Source organism: Alistipes sp. CHKCI003 (assembly GCF_900021155.1).
Lineage (GTDB): Bacteria > Bacteroidota > Bacteroidia > Bacteroidales > Rikenellaceae > Alistipes > Alistipes excrementavium.
The window spans coordinates 85,807-102,311 of record NZ_FCNT01000100.1 but is presented as its reverse complement, the minus strand read 5'-3'; the positions used below and the strand labels follow the sequence as shown (position 1 = coordinate 102,311).

Below are 16,505 nucleotides of genomic sequence, written 5' to 3'. Positions count from 1 at the left end.
CCCCGGACGGGTACGGCCCTCCGCGCAGACCGGCAGCGAAGCCACGGCACGGTCCGTCCGTGCCGGGACGATCCGGAACCGCACCGGAGCATACCTGCTCCACTCCGCAATCCGGCACCGAATGCGGCGGCACCGAAGATGCGGGAGAGAGGAACGGCAAACGGCTTCGGACGACCCCCGGAGCCGGCCCCGGAAGCCGCGGAAACGCCTCCGATAAAATTCAGAAAAAAACACCCGACAGAAACGACATGCACTCTACGATCGACACGCAACGATTCCGCGCAGAGGCCGAAGCCGTCCTGCACGAGAACATCCTTCCGTTCTGGATCCGTCTGGCCGACGAAACGCGCGGCGGATGGTACGGAGCGGTGCGGGGCGACGGCACGCTCCTGCGCGACGCCCCGAAAGGGGCCGTGCTCCACGCACGCATCCTGTGGGCCTTCTCGGCCGCTTACCGTACGACGGGTCGTCCGGCCTACCTCGCACAGGCCGCACGCGCCGAAGAGTATTTGCTCTCGCGCTTCTACGACCGCACCTACGGCGGCCTCTACTGGTCGCTCGCGGCCGACGGCACGCCGCTCGACACCAAGAAACAGTTCTACGCCCTCGGATTCGCCGTCTACGGCCTCTCGGAATACGCCCGCGCCACGGGCGATGCCGAAGCGCTGGAGTATGCCGTGCGGCTCTACCGCCAGATCGAAGCCCACAGCTTCGACCCCGTCCGCGACGGCTACATCGAAGCGGCCGCCCGCGACTGGAGCGAACTGGACGACGTGCGCCTCTCGGCCAAAGACGCCAACGAGCGCAAAACGATGAACACCCATCTGCACATTCTCGAACCCTACACGAACCTCTACCGCGTCCACCGGACCGAGGAGCTGCGGGCACGGCTCGTGCATCTGATCGAGCTCTTCCTCGGACGCATCTGGTCCCCCTCGACGGGACATCTGGGGCTCTTTTTCGACGACGACTGGCACAGCCGCGACGCCGGGGTCTCCTACGGCCACGACATCGAGGCTTCGTGGCTGCTGCTCGAAGCGGCCCTCGAAGCGGGCGATGCGGCGCTCACGGCCCGCGTGCTCGATGCCGCGGCCCGCATCGCCGCAGCCGCCGGCGAAGGGCTGCAATCCGACGGCAGCCTGATCTGCGAACGACGTGCGGACGGCACCTGCGACCTCGAACGCCACTGGTGGGTGCAGGCCGAGAACGTCGTGGGGCAGCTCTGGCTGTGGCGTCATCACGGCGACGACACGGCCCTCGCACGGGCCGCCGCCTGCTGGTCGTATATCCGCGACCGTCTGGTCGACTCCGCGGGCGGCGAATGGTGGTGGGGCATTCTGAGCGACGGTACGCCCGACCGCGCCAACGACAAGGCCGGATTCTGGAAATGCCCCTACCACAACACGCGCATGTGCCTCGAAGCGATGGAACTGCTCGAATAGTCCGCCCTGCCCGATTCGGCAGACAGGCGCAGCATTCGGCTCCTCCCCGAACAGTAAAATAGAAAAAGGGCTGTCTGAGACTTGTCAGACAGCCCTTTTTCGAAGAGAAGAGGACGGGATCCGCCCACAGCCCCCGCACGACTGCTCCCCCAGCCCTTGCGGGCTTCCATCACGGGAACACTCCGCGACCTACTCCAGTCCGAGCAGCTGCATGAGCCGCTGCGCGAGTTCCGTATTGTCGAGGATGCCGTTGATCCGCTCGGCACCCGTGCCGTAGAGGTAAACCGGCACGAGCGTGCCCGAATGGCCCCCGGTGCTGAAATCGTACTGCACGCCGCTGTCCGAGAGGTGGAAATCCTCCTCGTTGCTCGGGATCGAGAGTCCGCCCGTCTCGTGGTCGGCCGTTACGACGACCAGCGTTCCGGGATGTTCGTCGGCGAAGTCCATCGCGGCGGACACCGCACGGTCGAAATCGGTCATCTCCGCGAGCAGCAGTTCGGCATCGTTGTCGTGTCCGGCCCAGTCGATCTGCGAACCTTCGACCATCAGCAGGAATCCCCGCCCCGTCTCGCGCGCATCGGCATCGAGGATTTCGAGCGCTTTCTGCGTGGCGCGCGGCAGGTAGTCGCCGCGTCCCTTCCGTGCCGAAGCGAGATGCCCGTCGGCGAACAGCCCCAGCACCTTGCCCGAGGAGACGGCGTCCAGCTGGTCCGGGTCGCGGACGATCCGGTAGCCTTTGTCCCGCAATACGGCGAGCTGCTCGTCCGAGAACGAACCGCCTCCGCCGCCGAACAGGACGTCCACGCCGCTCCGCACGAGCCACTCGGTGATGGTCCGGTCGTCGTCGCGGTCCGCTGCATGCGCATAGAAAGCCGCCGGCGTGGCGTGCTGGAGCGTACTCGTTACGACCTCGCCCGTCGGACGGCCCTCACGGACGGCCCGAGCGATCATCGACTCCACGGGCGCTCCGTCGGGCGTCTGCCCCAGCATGCCGTTGTCGGTCTTCCGGCCCGTTGCGAGCGCCGTGCCCGCGGCTGCGGAGTCGGTTACGCGATTGTTGGCCGAGTAGGTCGAGACGAGGGCGACGTTCTGCGCGCGGTCGAACGCCACGGGCTCGTACCCGCGTTCGATCATCAGCAGCGACACCTGCGCCAGTCCCATACCGTCGCCGATCATGTAGATCAGATTTTTCACCTCGCCGCCGGACGGAGCCGTCCGGGCATGCACCGCCCCGAACGGCAGTGCGAACGCGCAAAGAAGAAATAGAAGTCTTCTCATAATGTTAAAATATAAAATTGACTTTTCATGATTACAAATATACCCAAACACGCCTCCGATTCCAAACAAATCGCTATATTTACACTGTTTTAACCGAAATGTCATACGCCGAACGGCCGGACACGACACACAAAATGCCTATGGATGTAAAAATAGCCCCCGACTGGAAGGAACTGCTGGCTCCCGAATTCGAGAAGCCCTATTTCGCACGACTGGTCGATTTCGTGCGCAGCGAATATGCCGCGCACCGCATTTTTCCGCGCGGCAGCAACATCTTCCGCGCATTCGACAAATGCCCGTTCGACCGCCTGAAGGTGGTCATCATCGGGCAGGACCCCTACCACGGACCCGGACAGGCCAACGGCCTCTGTTTCTCCGTGGCCGACGGCGTACCCTTTCCGCCTTCGCTCCAGAACATTTTCAAGGAGGTCTCCGACGATACGGGCGTACCCGTGCCGCTCACGGGCAACCTCGACCGCTGGGCCGAGCAGGGCGTACTGCTGCTCAACTCGGTGCTCACCGTGCGGGCCCACGAAGCGGCCTCGCACGCCGGACAGGGCTGGGAGACCTTCACCGACGCCGTCGTCCGCGCCATCGCCATGCGCCGGCAGGGCATCGTCTACATGCTCTGGGGCAGTTACGCCCAAAAGAAAGGCGCCATCGCCAACCCGCAGCAGAATCTCATTCTGAAGGCCGTCCATCCCTCGCCCCTCTCGGTCTACCGGGGCTTCTTCGGCTGCCGCCACTTCTCACGCGCCAACGAATACCTGCGTTCGGTCGGCAAAGAACCGATCGTGTGGTGACAACCAATAACCGACAACCCGACCATTATGCACAGAAGTCTGCAACAGAGCATCGAATATGCCAACCAACGTTCCTACTTGGACGATTTGTTCAAGATCTATCCAACCATCCCTGAAGGATTGCGAGAGATCGACGGAAAGTTATGGATAAAGGTGGAGGAATCATTCGACAAGAAAGACAATGTAAACCTGATAAGGAATCTGCTCAAATTAAAACTGTTTCCGATCAAGGACAGCTATATCGCTTATCTGAGACGAAACCCGAGCGCCATCGAACGGAATCCGAATACGGTGAACCGCATCGCCGGACGCATCTATGAATTGGGTATCGACAAACTCTACCAGAGATGTTCGGAACCCAAGGAGACCAACCGACAGATCGGTCCGATGTTCAAATCATGGATAAATTCAGGTGTCCTCGGAATGAATCCCGTGCCCATGGACGAATTTCTGGCAAGCGATGCAAATGCCGTGCTGAGAGCTTCGGACGATAAAATGAAAGCGTTCGCAGCCCAGTACCTCAATTACCGCCACAACAAAGGGTTGGATTTCGTCGCCCGCTTCAACGGGAAATACGTTATCGGCGAAGCCAAATTTCTCAGCGATTTCGGAGGCCACCAGAATGCCCAGTTCAACGATGCGATCGGCACCGTAACGGCTGAAGGCGTCGATGCAGTCAAAATCGCCATTCTGGACGGAGTTTTGTATATTCGCGGCAATAACAAAATGTACACGGCAATCACCGGAAAATACCGGGATCTCAACATCATGAGTGCTCTCGTTTTGCGCGAATTTCTCTATCAGTTATGAAAGAAAATATCCTGATAAAAGCAGATAACATCGACGGATTGACCTATCTCGGAGACGAACTGAAACTGAAAGGAGCGATCGATCTGGTGTATATCGACCCTCCTTTCGCCACGAACTGCGATTTCACGATTACCGAAAACAGAGCGTCGACGATAAGCAACAGTAAAAAGGGCGAGGTCGCATATACGGATCGTATATTGGGCAGCGAATTCATCCGCTTCATACGAAAAAGGCTCGAACTCATCAAAATCCTACTGTCCGACAAGGGTTCCATATACCTGCATACGGATTATAAAATCGGTCATTACATGAAAGTAATGATGGACGAAGTTTTCGGCATCGAAAATTTTCGCAACGACATAACCCGCGTGAAATGCAATCCCAAAAACTTCAAAAGGACCGGATACGGAAACATCAAAGACATGATTCTGTTCTACTCCAAAGGACCGCGTCCCATCTGGCACGAACCTTTGGAAAAATACAGCGACGCGGACCTCGCAAGACTGTTTCCCAAAACGGATAAATCCGGCCGCAGATATACGACCGTCCCCATCCATGCCCCCGGAGAGACCAATAATCCCAAGAAGTTCAAAGGTCTCACCCCTCCCTCGGGCAGACATTGGAGAACCGACGTCGAGACACTGGAGCAATGGGACAGGGAGGGGCTGATCGAATGGTCCCCCTCCGGGAACCCGCGAAAAATCGTATATGCCTCCGAAAGGGCAGGTAAACGAGTGCAGGATATTTGGTATCAGTTCAAAGACCCGCAGTATCCGGTCTATCCCACTGAAAAAAATATGGATCTCATAGACCGGATCGTCAAAACCTCGTCGAATCGAGACAGTACGGTTCTGGATTGTTTCTGCGGAAGCGGAACCACATTGAAAGCCGCAGCGCTGAACGGAAGGAACTGGATCGGGATCGATCAGTCCGATTTTGCCGTCGAAGCGACCCTCAAGAAACTGGCATCCGCAGGTATTGCCCCGACTGATTTCAAAATGATTGAATTATAACACGGGCTCCAATCCAATCCAAAAAGGGGCTGTCTAACAAGTCCCGAAAATCGGAAATCACCCCTGCCGGAATTCATTCCGGCAGGGGTGAAATCGTTGGAATCAGACTTGTTAGACAGCTCCTTTTGAGATCATCCTCATCCCAGATAGGATTTCAGCAGCTTGCTGCGCGAGGAGTGGCGCAGGCGGCGGATCGCCTTCTCCTTGATCTGGCGCACCCGCTCGCGCGTGAGGTCGAACTTCTCGCCGATCTCTTCGAGCGTCATCTCCGAGCAGCCGATGCCGAAGAAATATTTGATGATGTCGCGTTCGCGCTCGGTCAGCGTCTCCAGCGCACGGTCCACCTCCGTGGCGAGCGACTCGTTGATCAGGCCGCGGTCCGCATTGGGCGAATCGGGGTTGATCAGCACATCCAGCAGGCTGTTGTCCTCGCCGTCGGCGAACGGAGCGTCCACCGAGACGTGCCGCCCCGCCACGCGGAGCGTGTCCGTAACCTTCTCCTTCGGAAGCTCCAGCTCCGACGCCAGCTCTTCGGGCGACGGCGTGCGCTCGTGCTCCTGCTCGAAGCGGGCGAACGCCTTGTTGATCTTATTGAGCGATCCCACCTGATTGAGCGGCAGACGCACGATGCGCGACTGCTCGGCCAATGCCTGAAGAATCGACTGACGGATCCACCACACGGCGTAGGAGATGAACTTGAAACCGCGGGTCTCGTCGAATTTCTCGGCCGCCTTGATCAGTCCGAGGTTGCCCTCGTTGATCAGGTCGGGCAGGCTCAAGCCCTGATTCTGATACTGTTTGGCCACCGAGACCACGAAACGCAGGTTGGCTTTCGTGAGTTTTTCGAGGGCCTCCTGATCGCCTTTCTTGATTCGTTGGGCCAGTTCCACCTCCTCCTCCACCGTGATGAGCTCCTCCTTGCCGATCTCCTGAAGGTATTTGTCGAGCGAAGCGCTCTCGCGGTTGGTGATGGATTTGGTAATTTTCAGTTGACGCATTTTCTATTTCTCCAAATAATTTATAATAAACAATCGGCAATCACAGGTTCCACGGCTTCGGACCGAGCGGCAGCGATCGCCGATCGTTCATTATCGGTCGGCCCCGTCCGGCAGTCTATTCGACGAGCATGTAGCTCGCCGAGCGGCCGTTCGGATAGATGCCGTCGATCGAACGCACCTTTTCGGTCATGCGCTGCATATCCTGCAACGAACGCACCGGCCGGTCGTTGATGTGCGTGATGACGAATCCTTCGCGCACCCGTGCGCGGGCCAGAATGCCGCCGCTCTTCACGCGCACGACCTGTACGCCGCCCTCTATATCGAGCTCACGGCACAATTTCGTACCGGCGTCCGCGAACTTGCCGCCCAGCACTTCGACCACATCTACGTCCTCTTTGGTGATTAGATCCGTTTTACCTGCCTTATTACGCAAAGTAACGTCAATTTGTTTCACCGAACCGCCTCTTTTTACCGACAATTTCACCCGATCGTTGGGGCGGTGCTTGGCGATCTGCTCCTGCAGGGTCGAGGCGCCGTCGAGTTTCACGCCGTCCACCGCGAGAATCACATCTCCCTTGCGCACGCCCGCTTCGGAAGCCGCGCCGCCCTCCTGCACGCTGGCGACATAGACGCCGCCCAGCTCGTCGATCCCCAGCTCCTCGCCTTCGGCATCGAGGAACGACTGGTCGATGAACCTGTACTGTATGCCCAGCATGGCCCGCTGTACGACGCCGTACTCCCGCAGGTCCATCACCACCTTGCGGACGATCGACTCGGGAATGGCGAACGAATAACCGATATAGCTGCCCGTCTGGGACTTGATGAGCGTATTGATGCCCACCAGCTCGCCGTGCGTGTTGACCAGCGCGCCGCCCGAATTGCCCGGGTTCACCGCGGCGTCGGTCTGGATGAACGACTCGATGCTGAACTGGTCGGGAATGGCGCCGAGCTGCCGCGCCTTGGCACTCACGATGCCGGCGGTGATGGTCGATTGCAGATCGAAGGGCGAACCGATCGCCAGCACCCACTCGCCCAGCCGCAGCGCGTCGGACGATCCGAAGGGCAGCGTCGGCAGTTTCTCGGCCTCGATCTTGATGAGCGCCACGTCCGTCGCGGGATCGGTGCCGATCACCTTGGCGTCGAACTTGCGGCCGTCGTTGAGCTTCACGCGCAGCTTGGTCGCCTGATCGACTACATGGTTGTTGGTAACGATATAACCGTCCTCCGAAATGACGACGCCCGAACCGCCGCCGCGGCGCTCCTGCTTGAAGGGCTGCCCGCCGCCGTACCCCTGCGGAATCCCGAAAAATTCGAGGAACGGATCGTAACTGCGCCGGCGCATCTCGACCTCCTGCACCACCTCTATATTCACCACGGCCTTCACGGCGTTTTCGGCGGCATAGGTCAGGTCGGGATATTTGTCCGCCTCATAGGAGGTGAACTGCGTCCCCAGTCCCGGGGTGCGGACCACCTCGCGTTCGACGTATTCTATCTCGTGCGACGACGCACGCGCCGTCAGCCAAGCCGCCGTACCGCCCGCTGCCGCGGCGACGGCGACGACACCCAAAAATAAAAATGCCTTTTTCATAATACAAATTACATGAACCGTTTTAGTTTGCGTCATTCAGAGGCAACATCCGTCATAGGCAACCGTACATTCGTCTTGAAAGTTCGTTTCGAAGGACAAACGAACCCTTCGGGCGGATTAGTATATCCCGTCCGTATTTTTTCGTCCGCGCAGGGACCTCCTCGCGGCGGGTGCAAAAGCATGGAACGGACGGGCTATCACGGACCGTCCGCTGCGACGCCCCCGGCCCTTCCCGGCGACGGAACAGCCGCAGACCGTCTCCCGCCGCCCCGCATATGCCGCGGAGACCCGTCCCTGCGACGGCTCCCGCCTCCGGCGCCCCACGCAGCACGAACGGGCGGGTGCGCACAGGACCGTCCGCCGAAGGCGGCCCGCGGCGACGCGAAGGTTCCGGGTCGCCGCAGGCCAAGCGGTGCGATCGGACTGCGACTTCTGCGCATGCAAAGGGTCGCACACTCCGTCTCCGAAGCCGGCGACGAAGGTGCGGCCTCCGCTTCGACGGCCGCAGGCAGGCTTCGGAACCGCACCGCCGCCGGTCGGATGCCCCGCGGCGCGGAGCGTCCGGAAAAATTTTTCCCGCCGGAATTCGGATTTTTCCGCCGAAATGTCTTATATTTGTCGATCCGCAGCGGAAATGCGGAAAATGTGGAAAGATTTGACTGATTGCAAACCACAATAAAAAATCGCTAAAACAGCACATTTTTTATTTCCCAACAGCCAATCCTTTCCCAGTTGCGTTTAACCTTTCAATAAATGTAAAATGGGAAAATTTCTTTTTACGTCGGAATCGGTCTCGGAAGGCCACCCCGACAAAATCTCGGATCAGATCTCGGATGCGATCCTCGACGAATTCCTGCGCCGCGACAGCAACGCCAAGGTCGCGTGCGAGACGCTCTGCACGACGGGCCTCGTGGTCGTGGCGGGCGAAGTGCGCTCGGATGCCTATGTGGACGTGCAGGGCGTAGTGCGCCGCGTGGTCAACCGCATCGGCTACACGCAGGGCGACTACCGTTTCGACGGCAACTCGTGCGGCGTGCTGTCGGCCATCCACGAGCAGTCGCCCGACATCAACCGAGGCGTCTGCCGCGCAGCCGAGGAGGAGCAGGGCGCAGGCGATCAGGGCATCATGTTCGGCTATGCCTGCAACGAAACCCGCGAGTACATGCCCGCGACGCTCATCCTCTCGCATGTGATCCTCAAGGAGCTGGCCGTCATCCGCCGCGAAGGCGCCTCGATGCCCTATCTGCGGCCCGACGCCAAAAGTCAGGTAACGATCGAATACGACGACCGGACCCGCTGTCCGCTGCGCGTGCACACGATCGTAGTCTCGACCCAGCACGACGAGTTCATCGCAGCCGGCGACGGCCTCAGCGAAAAGGAGGCCGAACGGCTGATGCAGGAGCGCATCCGCGAGGACGTGCGCACGATCCTCATTCCGCGCGTCAAAGCGCGGCTGGAGCGCGCGGGCGACAAACTGGCCGCCTTGATCGGCGACGACTACATCCTGCACGTGAACCCCACGGGCAAGTTCGTCATCGGCGGGCCTCACGGCGACACGGGCGTTACGGGACGCAAGATCATCGTCGACACCTACGGCGGACGCGGCGCCCACGGCGGCGGCGCCTTCTCGGGCAAGGACCCGTCGAAAGTGGACCGTTCGGCGGCCTATGCCGCCCGCCACATCGCCAAGAACATGGTGGCGGCAGGCATCGCGGACGAAGTGCTGGTCCAATTGAGCTATGCCATCGGCATCGCCCGGCCCCTTTCGATCTACGTCGACACCTACGGCACCAACCGTCTTCCGATCGGCGAAGGCGAAATCGCCGAACGGATCGGACGGCTCTTCGACCTGCGGCCCGCGGCCATCGTGAAGCGTTTCGGACTGAAAAACCCGATCTTCGAAGCGACGGCCTCCTACGGCCACTTCGGCAACCGCCCCTACACCGCCACGGAGCGAGTCTGGGAACACGGCCGCGAAGTCGAACGCGAAATCGAATTCTTCGGCTGGGAGAAGCTCGACGCGGTGGAACCGTTGAAAAAAGAGTTCGGGATCTAATCCTGTCGGATTCGGCAAAAGGAAGCGCGGTATCCCGGCACGGATGCCGCGCTTTTCCGACCGAATCAGTCCCGAACGGGAAACGGAGAGGGAAGAGCCTCCGCACGGCCGAACAGTTCATGCACCGGGAATGAATGCAGTTTCCGGAATCGCAACGAATCGTATTTTTCTATATTTGCACGCAAAAAACCGAAAACAAACGATGAAACGACTGATCGCGTGCTGCGGACTGGATTGCGAAAGCTGCGACGCCCGCAGAGCCACGGTCTCGAACGACCGTGCGCTCCGGGAGAAAACCGCCCGGGCATGGAGTGCGATGAACCACGCACCGGAAATTACGGCGGACACCATCGCTTGCATGGGCTGCCGCACCGACGGAACGAAATTCGCATTTTGCCGCGACTGTTGCGAAATCCGCAAATGCGTGCGCCGTAAGGGATTCGACACCTGCGGCGAGTGCGAGGAGCTGGATGGCTGCCCCGCAGTCGGCTCGATTTTCCGCCATGCTCCCGGAGCCGAAGCGAATCTTTTAGCTTCGAAGGCCCGCTGAAGCCCGTTTCATTTCGAAACAGGGTAAAACACGTGTCGCAGGAGACATTCGTCAGCCCGGCCGGAAGCCGCTCGTCCCCGGAACCGGAACGGAGCGAACGCTCCGTCAGCCGGCTCGTCGCCGACCTCCCGGCCGCCCCGGTTTCAAAGCCGGGGTCATCGCACCGCAAACGCCGGTAAGCGGCCCCGGACACAGGCCGCCGCAAGGCCGGAACTCGTCCGTATAATATAAGGAGCGGCCGGGATCCCCGGGATCCGGCCGCTCCTTATATCTTATACATGCCGCGAAACTACTTTCCGAGCAATTTCTTCACTTCGTCGCAGACGGTCTGTCCGTTGTAACCGAACTTCTCGTCGAGCACCTTGTAGGGGGCCGAGTAACCGAAATGATCCAAACCGTGGATCGTACCGTTCTCGCCCACGAGCCCCTGCAACGTAACGGGCAGTCCGGAGGTCATGCCGTAGCGGACGATGCCCTGCGGCAGCACGCTCTCCTGATAGGATTTGGGTTGGTCGCGGAACAGCCCTTCGCTCGGCACGCTCACGATGCGGACGTTGATGCCCTCCTTCGAGAGCAGCTCGGCGCCCTCGACGAGCGTCGACACCTCCGAACCCGAGGCGAGCATCACCACGGCCGGTTTGGCCGAGTCGACGACCACATAAGCGCCCTTCGCAGCCTGCATGGCCTCCTCGCGGCGGCTGCGGCCGAGCGTCGGCAGGTTCCTGATGTTCTGGCGCGAGAGGATCAGCGCCACGGGACGGTGCTCTTCGAGCGCCATCTTCCATGCCACGACCGTCTCCTCGGCGTCGGCCGGCCGCAGCACGAGCATCGACCGCTCGCCCTTGTGGTTGCGCAGGTGCTCCATCAGACGGATCTGCGCCTCGTGCTCCACGGGCTGATGGGTCGGTCCGTCCTCGCCCACGCGGAACGAATCGTGCGACCAGATGTAGATCACGTGCAGGCGCATGAGCGCCGCCAGACGGACGGCCGGTTTCATGTAGTCTGAGAAGACGAAGAACGTACCCGCCGCGGGGATCACGCCCCCGTGCAGCGCCATGCCGTTCATCACGCAGGCCATCGTAAGCTCCGAAACGCCCGCCTGAAAGAAGCGGCCCGTGAAGTCGCCCTTCGCGAAAGCCTTGGTTTTCTTGAGGAACCCGTCCGTCTTGTCCGAATTTGCGAGATCGGCCGAAGCCACCACCATGTTCTCGACCTTGTCGGCGAACAGGCCCAGCATGGTCGCCGAAGCGGCCCGGGTCGCCGAGTCGGCCTTCATCTCGATGGCCTTGTAGTCGATTTCGGGCAACCGGCCCGAAAGGAACGTATCGAGTTTGCGGGCCAGATCGCGGTTGTCGGCACGCCATTTCTTCTCTTTTTCGTCCTGCTCCTTGCGCCACTCCCTCAGAGCCGTGCGGCGCTCGGCGAAGAGCTCTTCGGACTCGCCGAAGACGACGAACGGATTTTCGGGATCGCCGCCGAGGTTGCGGACCGTAGCCGCGAAGTCGGCGCCGGCGGCGCTGAGCGGCTGCCCGTGGGTCGAAACCTTGTCCTCGAAGCTCGTGCCGTCGGCGGCCACGGCCCCCTTGCCCATCGTCGTGCGGCCGATGATGAGCGTCGGGCGCTCCTTCTCGGCACCCGCAGCCGCAAGGGCTCCGCGGAGCGCGTCGAAATCATGTCCGTCCACCGAGAGGACGTTCCAACCCCACGCCTCGTACTTCATCGCCACGTTCTCCGTATCCACTTCGTCCACCTTGGTCGAAAGCTGGACGTTGTTGGCGTCGTAGTACATGATGAAATTCGAAAGCCCGAGGTGGCCGGCGATGCGACCCACGCCCTGCGAAATCTCCTCCTCCACGCCGCCGTCCGAAATGTAGGCATAGGTCTTGTGCGCCGTCCACTCGCCGAAACGGGCTGCAAGGAACCGCTCCGCAAGGGCGGCGCCGAGGCCCATGGCATGTCCCTGTCCGAGCGGACCCGAGGTATTCTCCACGCCGCGCAGCACGTCCGCCTCGGGATGGCCCGGAGTAACGCTGCCCCACTGGCGGAACCGACGGAGGTCTTCGAGCGTGTAGTTTCCCGCCAGAGCCAGCACCGAGTAGAGCATCGGCGACATATGGCCCGGATCGAGGAACAGCCGGTCGCGGAAGGGGTAGTCCGTCTGCTCCGGATCGTAGCGCAGGAACTCGGCATAGAGCAGTGCGATGAAATCGGCTCCGCCCATAGCTCCGCCCGGGTGGCCCGACTTGGCCTTTTCGACCATGGCGGCCGCCAGAATACGGATGTTGTCGGCAGCCCGCTTAAGTTTGGAATTTACAGACATATTGGTTTCGATAGGTTTTGATTTCCGCATACGAAGATAATCATTTCCGCGCTTATCCTACCTGTTTGAGCTCCGAAAAATGCGCTTTTTCGATTTTTTTACGGGCATAAGGGAGCGTAACGGTGAATTTGCGCGTGTCGGTCGAAGGGAGTTCGTACATCGTATCCATCATCACGGCCTCGCAGATCGAGCGCAGCCCCCGGGCGCCGAGTTTGAATTCGACGGCCTTTCCGACGATGTAATCCAGCACCTCGTCGTCGAAAGCGAGCGCCACGCCGTCCAGTTCGAAAAGCCGCTCGTACTGCTTGACGATGGCGTTCCGGGGCTCGGTGAGGATCGAACGCAGCGCCTCGGGCGTGAGGGGCTCCATCGACGCGAGCACCGGCAGACGCCCCACCAGCTCGGGGATCAGCCCGAACGCTTTGAGATCCTGCGGCGTGATGTAGCGCATCAGATTGCTGCGGTCGATCGCGCCCGCAGCGCCGATGCGGCCGTAGCCGACGGCGCGCGTGTTGAGTCGTTTGGCGATCTGGCGTTCGATGCCGTCGAACGCTCCGCCGCAGATGAAGAGGATGTTGCGCGTGTCGACCTGAATGAACTTCTGGTCGGGATGCTTGCGGCCTCCCTGCGGCGGCACGTTGACCGTCGTACCCTCCAGAATCTTCAGCAAAGCCTGCTGCACGCCTTCGCCCGAGACGTCGCGCGTGATCGACGGGTTGTCGCCCTTGCGGGCGATCTTGTCGATCTCGTCGATGAAAACGATGCCCCGCTCGGCCTGCTCGACGTCGTAGTCGGCCACCTGCAACAGACGCGAGAGGATGCTCTCCACGTCCTCGCCCACGTAACCGGCTTCGGTGAGCACCGTGGCGTCGACGATCGTGAAGGGCACCTTGAGCAGACGGGCGATCGTGCGGGCCATCAGCGTCTTGCCCGTACCCGTGGGCCCCACGAGCACGATATTCGACTTGTCGATCTCGATCCCGTCGTCCTGCGGGGCGTACATCAGCCGCTTGTAGTGGTTGTACACCGCGACCGCCATATAGCGTTTGGCCTCGTCCTGCCCGATCACGTACTGATCGAGGAACTCCTTGATCTGCATGGGCTTGAGCAGTTCGTCGCGTGTGAGCGGAGCGGCCTGACGACGACGGAACGTCAGACGGTCGTTGTCGACGATGATCTTATAGCCGTTCTCGATGCACTCGTTGCAGATGTTGGCGCCGGTTTGGTTGGAGGAGAACATCAGCTCCACGTCCGCCCGGCGCTTGCCGCAGAACGAGCAGCAGTCGCCGCCGCCCTTCTGACTGCCGCCGCCGTTGTTATTGTTGTTTTTGGTATTCTGAGCCATTACTTGTTGTTCCTTTTGGTGAGCACTTCGTCGATCAGACCGTAGTTCTTCGCTTCGGCCGCCGTCAGCCAGTAGTCGCGGTCGGCATCCTTTTCGAGTTTCTTCACGGGCACGCCCGAATGGTGCGAAAGGATCTCGTAGAGTTCGCGCCGCGTCTTCAGGATCTCGCGGGCCGTGATCTCGATGTCGGCGGCCTGACCCTGCGCACCGCCCAACGGCTGATGGATCATCACCCGCGAATGAGGCAGCGCCGAGCGTTTGCCCGCGGCGCCCGCCGTGAGCAGCACGGCACCCATCGAAGCGGCCAGCCCCGTACAGATGGTCGCAACGTCCGAGCACACGAGCTGCATCGTATCGTAGATGCCCAGCCCCGCCGAGACCGAACCGCCCGGTGAATTGATGTAGATCTGGATGTCCTTCTCGGGATCGACCGATTCGAGAAAGAGCAGCTGGGCTTGGATGATGTTGGCCGCATCGTCGTAGATCGGTGCGCCGAGGAAGATGATGCGGTCCATCATCAACCGCGAGAAGACGTCCATCGTCGCCACGTTCAGCTGCCGCTCCTCGATGATCGTGGGCGAGACATAGGCCGCCGACACCGATCGGAAATCGCGGAGCTTGAGCGAGCTGATGCCGCGATGCAGGCGGGCGTATTTTTCGAATTCTGATTCTGACATGGTATATTACGCTTTTTGTGATTCAACAAAACGAGAACTCTGTGGAGCGATTGCAAAAATCAAACCCACAGAGTTCATAGGCACGTCAATTCCGCCGAATCCTAAAGCTCTTTGGCCAACTTGGCGAAATCATCGGCAGAAACGGCTTTTTCCGTTACCTTGATCTTCGATTTGAGGTCTTCGACGACCTTCGTCTCATAGAGTTTCTCGTAGATCTTCTGGGCCTGCTCCTTGTTTTCGAGAATCTGCTTGGCGTATCCGGCCAGCATGTCGTCGGGCGCCGACGGCATTCCGTACTGCGCGAACTGCGACTGGGCCAGCGCCTTGGCTTCGGCCTCGGCCTCCTCCTTCGCAACGGCGAGCTTGTCCTCGGCGATGAAGTGCTTCTGGAGGTAGTTCCACGTGAACATCTTGAGGAACTGCGCGAAGTCGCGCTCGATCTCCTCCATCGTGAACTTGCCTTCGTTGATGGTGTAGAGCCAGCGCTTGAGGAACGCTTCGGGCATCGGCAGGTCCGCCTTTTTCAGAAGATAGTCGCGCAGCTGGAGCGTAAAGAGGTAGTCGCTCTCGCGGCCGAGCTCCTTCGAAATCCGGTCGTCCACATAGGCGTCGAACTCCGCCGCGGACTTCACGTCGCCTGCGGGGAAGGCCATCTTGAAGAACTCTTCGTTCAGCTCCGGCTCGGCGAACCTGCGGATCTTGGTGATTTCGAGCGTGAACTCGGGTTTGATGCCCTCCAGCTCGCTCTCCTTGACATGCAGCACGGCCGCACGTTGCGAGGGCGTCTTGTAGAGTTCGTTGACGTCGACCGTGGTTTTGTAGCCCGTCCTTTTGCCGATGAAGGGCTTGCGCTCCTCCTCCGACATCGAGATCAGACCGACGTACGCATCCTCGACGCGCATATCGCCGTTGTCGAGCGTTACGTTCAGCGCCTCGTCCGACGTTACCTCCTCGGCGTCGACCAGACGGCCGAAGCGGCGCAGGAAATTCGCACGGTAGTCGTCGCGCATCTTCTTGTCGACCTTGATCTTGTAGTAGGTCAGTTTATCCTTGTCCGACAACGCGAGGTCGATCTTCGGAGCTTCGCCGATCTCGAACACGAACTCGAACTCGGTGCCGTTCTCGAAGTCGAAACCGCCCTGTTCGTCCGACGGGATCACGTCGCCGAGGTAGTCGATCTTCTCCTTCCGGAGGTATTCGAAAACGGCGTTCGAGGCCAGACGATAGGACTGCTCGGCCAGCACGCCCTTGCCGTACATCTTCTTCACGAGCCCCATCGGCACCATGCCCGGCCGGAATCCCGGAATGTTGGCTTTGCGTTTGTAGTCGCGGAGCGACTTCTCGACGGCTTCGCCGTAGTCCTGTTCGCCCACGGTTACTTTGACGAGCGATGTGTTCTGTTCGCGTTGTTCTCTAACGATATTCATACTGAATGGGTTCTATATTTTGTTGTTTCACTTCCGGAATCGGCCTGCAAAGATACGACATATTTCATGAAGAATGAAACTTGACCGCCGTAATTTTTTTCGCCGTCCCGGCGCATGCACGCCCCGCCCCGCGGGATTTTCCGCAGACCGCCGCGGGGGGGGGGGGGCGAATCCTCCGGCGCTGCGGCCGAAGCACGG

The 16,505-nt window shown here is 60.3% G+C and carries 13 protein-coding genes; 6 read left to right on the top strand and 7 right to left on the bottom strand.

Annotation, left to right across the window (positions count from 1 at the left end; genetic code table 11):
• Window positions 1-248: 248 nt before the first annotated feature.
• Window positions 249-1,442, top strand: coding sequence for an AGE family epimerase/isomerase (locus BN3659_RS12305; protein ID WP_091537275.1), 1,194 nt, complete (start codon window positions 249-251; stop codon window positions 1,440-1,442).
• 189 nt (window positions 1,443-1,631) lie between these two features.
• Here BN3659_RS12305 and BN3659_RS12300 read toward each other — a convergent pair whose 3' ends face one another.
• Complete coding sequence (locus tag BN3659_RS12300) at window positions 1,632-2,720, bottom strand: alkaline phosphatase (protein ID WP_091537274.1); 1,089 nt, start codon at window positions 2,718-2,720, stop codon at window positions 1,632-1,634.
• A gap of 140 nt (window positions 2,721-2,860) precedes the next feature.
• Here BN3659_RS12300 and ung point away from each other — a divergent pair, with 140 nt between their 5' ends.
• The 3 genes from ung to BN3659_RS12285 are packed head-to-tail and all read left to right on the top strand — an operon-like array spanning window position 2,861 to window position 5,346.
• On the top strand, window positions 2,861-3,523 hold the full coding sequence (gene ung, locus BN3659_RS12295) for a uracil-DNA glycosylase (protein WP_091537272.1): 663 nt from the start codon (window positions 2,861-2,863) through the stop codon (window positions 3,521-3,523).
• A gap of 27 nt (window positions 3,524-3,550) precedes the next feature.
• Complete coding sequence (locus BN3659_RS12290; protein WP_091537270.1) at window positions 3,551-4,333, top strand: restriction endonuclease; 783 nt, start codon at window positions 3,551-3,553, stop codon at window positions 4,331-4,333.
• The gene (locus tag BN3659_RS12285) at window positions 4,330-5,346 is read left to right on the top strand and encodes a site-specific DNA-methyltransferase (RefSeq protein ID WP_091537268.1); all 1,017 of its coding nucleotides are present in this window, start codon (window positions 4,330-4,332) and stop codon (window positions 5,344-5,346) included. Before BN3659_RS12290 ends, BN3659_RS12285 begins: the two co-directional genes overlap by 4 nt.
• Window positions 5,347-5,483: 137 nt before the next feature.
• On the opposite strand, the gene BN3659_RS12280 is transcribed toward BN3659_RS12285, so the two are convergent.
• Both BN3659_RS12280 and BN3659_RS12275 read right to left on the bottom strand, forming a co-directional pair.
• The gene (locus tag BN3659_RS12280) at window positions 5,484-6,344 is read right to left on the bottom strand and encodes a sigma-70 family RNA polymerase sigma factor (protein WP_091537267.1); all 861 of its coding nucleotides are present in this window, start codon (window positions 6,342-6,344) and stop codon (window positions 5,484-5,486) included.
• A gap of 115 nt (window positions 6,345-6,459) precedes the next feature.
• Entirely contained in the window at window positions 6,460-7,932 is a 1,473-nt protein-coding gene (locus BN3659_RS12275; RefSeq protein ID WP_091537265.1) for a Do family serine endopeptidase, read from the bottom strand.
• 760 nt (window positions 7,933-8,692) lie between these two features.
• Between BN3659_RS12275 and metK the strand changes: the two genes are divergently transcribed.
• Window positions 8,693-9,988: a methionine adenosyltransferase gene (gene metK / locus BN3659_RS12265; protein WP_091537262.1), complete on the top strand. Its 1,296-nt coding sequence runs from the start codon at window positions 8,693-8,695 to the stop codon at window positions 9,986-9,988.
• Between the two features lie 202 nt (window positions 9,989-10,190).
• On the top strand, window positions 10,191-10,538 hold the full coding sequence (locus BN3659_RS12260; RefSeq protein WP_091537261.1) for a DUF3795 domain-containing protein: 348 nt from the start codon (window positions 10,191-10,193) through the stop codon (window positions 10,536-10,538).
• A 289-nt stretch (window positions 10,539-10,827) separates the two neighbouring features.
• Here BN3659_RS12260 and BN3659_RS12255 read toward each other — a convergent pair whose 3' ends face one another.
• The 4 genes from BN3659_RS12255 to BN3659_RS12240 form a co-directional block, all read right to left on the bottom strand.
• Window positions 10,828-12,858 carry a transketolase family protein gene (locus BN3659_RS12255; RefSeq protein WP_091537259.1) on the bottom strand — a complete coding sequence of 677 codons (2,031 nt, stop codon included), beginning with the start codon at window positions 12,856-12,858 and terminating at the stop codon, window positions 10,828-10,830.
• Window positions 12,859-12,910: 52 nt separating this feature from the next.
• The gene (clpX, locus tag BN3659_RS12250) at window positions 12,911-14,203 is read right to left on the bottom strand and encodes an ATP-dependent Clp protease ATP-binding subunit ClpX (RefSeq protein WP_091537258.1); all 1,293 of its coding nucleotides are present in this window, start codon (window positions 14,201-14,203) and stop codon (window positions 12,911-12,913) included.
• Window positions 14,203-14,880: an ATP-dependent Clp endopeptidase proteolytic subunit ClpP gene (gene clpP / locus BN3659_RS12245; RefSeq protein ID WP_091537256.1), complete on the bottom strand. Its 678-nt coding sequence runs from the start codon at window positions 14,878-14,880 to the stop codon at window positions 14,203-14,205. The genes clpX and clpP overlap by 1 nt, the downstream gene beginning before the upstream one ends.
• 101 nt (window positions 14,881-14,981) lie before the next feature.
• Complete coding sequence (locus tag BN3659_RS12240; protein ID WP_091537255.1) at window positions 14,982-16,307, bottom strand: trigger factor; 1,326 nt, start codon at window positions 16,305-16,307, stop codon at window positions 14,982-14,984.
• Window positions 16,308-16,505 lie beyond the last annotated feature (198 nt).

Bases quoted from the DNA above. Each gene is read 5' to 3' on its own strand.
- BN3659_RS12305 (WP_091537275.1), top strand. From the start codon at position 249: ATGCACTCTACGATCGACACGCAACGATTCCGCGCAGAGGCCGAAGCC.
- BN3659_RS12300 (WP_091537274.1), bottom strand. From the start codon at position 2,720: ATGAGAAGACTTCTATTTCTTCTTTGCGCGTTCGCACTGCCGTTCGGG.
- ung (WP_091537272.1), top strand. From the start codon at position 2,861: ATGGATGTAAAAATAGCCCCCGACTGGAAGGAACTGCTGGCTCCCGAA.
- BN3659_RS12290 (WP_091537270.1), top strand. From the start codon at position 3,551: ATGCACAGAAGTCTGCAACAGAGCATCGAATATGCCAACCAACGTTCC.
- BN3659_RS12285 (WP_091537268.1), top strand. From the start codon at position 4,330: ATGAAAGAAAATATCCTGATAAAAGCAGATAACATCGACGGATTGACC.
- BN3659_RS12280 (WP_091537267.1), bottom strand. From the start codon at position 6,344: ATGCGTCAACTGAAAATTACCAAATCCATCACCAACCGCGAGAGCGCT.
- BN3659_RS12275 (WP_091537265.1), bottom strand. From the start codon at position 7,932: ATGAAAAAGGCATTTTTATTTTTGGGTGTCGTCGCCGTCGCCGCGGCA.
- metK (WP_091537262.1), top strand. From the start codon at position 8,693: ATGGGAAAATTTCTTTTTACGTCGGAATCGGTCTCGGAAGGCCACCCC.
- BN3659_RS12260 (WP_091537261.1), top strand. From the start codon at position 10,191: ATGAAACGACTGATCGCGTGCTGCGGACTGGATTGCGAAAGCTGCGAC.
- BN3659_RS12255 (WP_091537259.1), bottom strand. From the start codon at position 12,858: ATGTCTGTAAATTCCAAACTTAAGCGGGCTGCCGACAACATCCGTATT.
- clpX (WP_091537258.1), bottom strand. From the start codon at position 14,203: ATGGCTCAGAATACCAAAAACAACAATAACAACGGCGGCGGCAGTCAG.
- clpP (WP_091537256.1), bottom strand. From the start codon at position 14,880: ATGTCAGAATCAGAATTCGAAAAATACGCCCGCCTGCATCGCGGCATC.
- BN3659_RS12240 (WP_091537255.1), bottom strand. From the start codon at position 16,307: ATGAATATCGTTAGAGAACAACGCGAACAGAACACATCGCTCGTCAAA.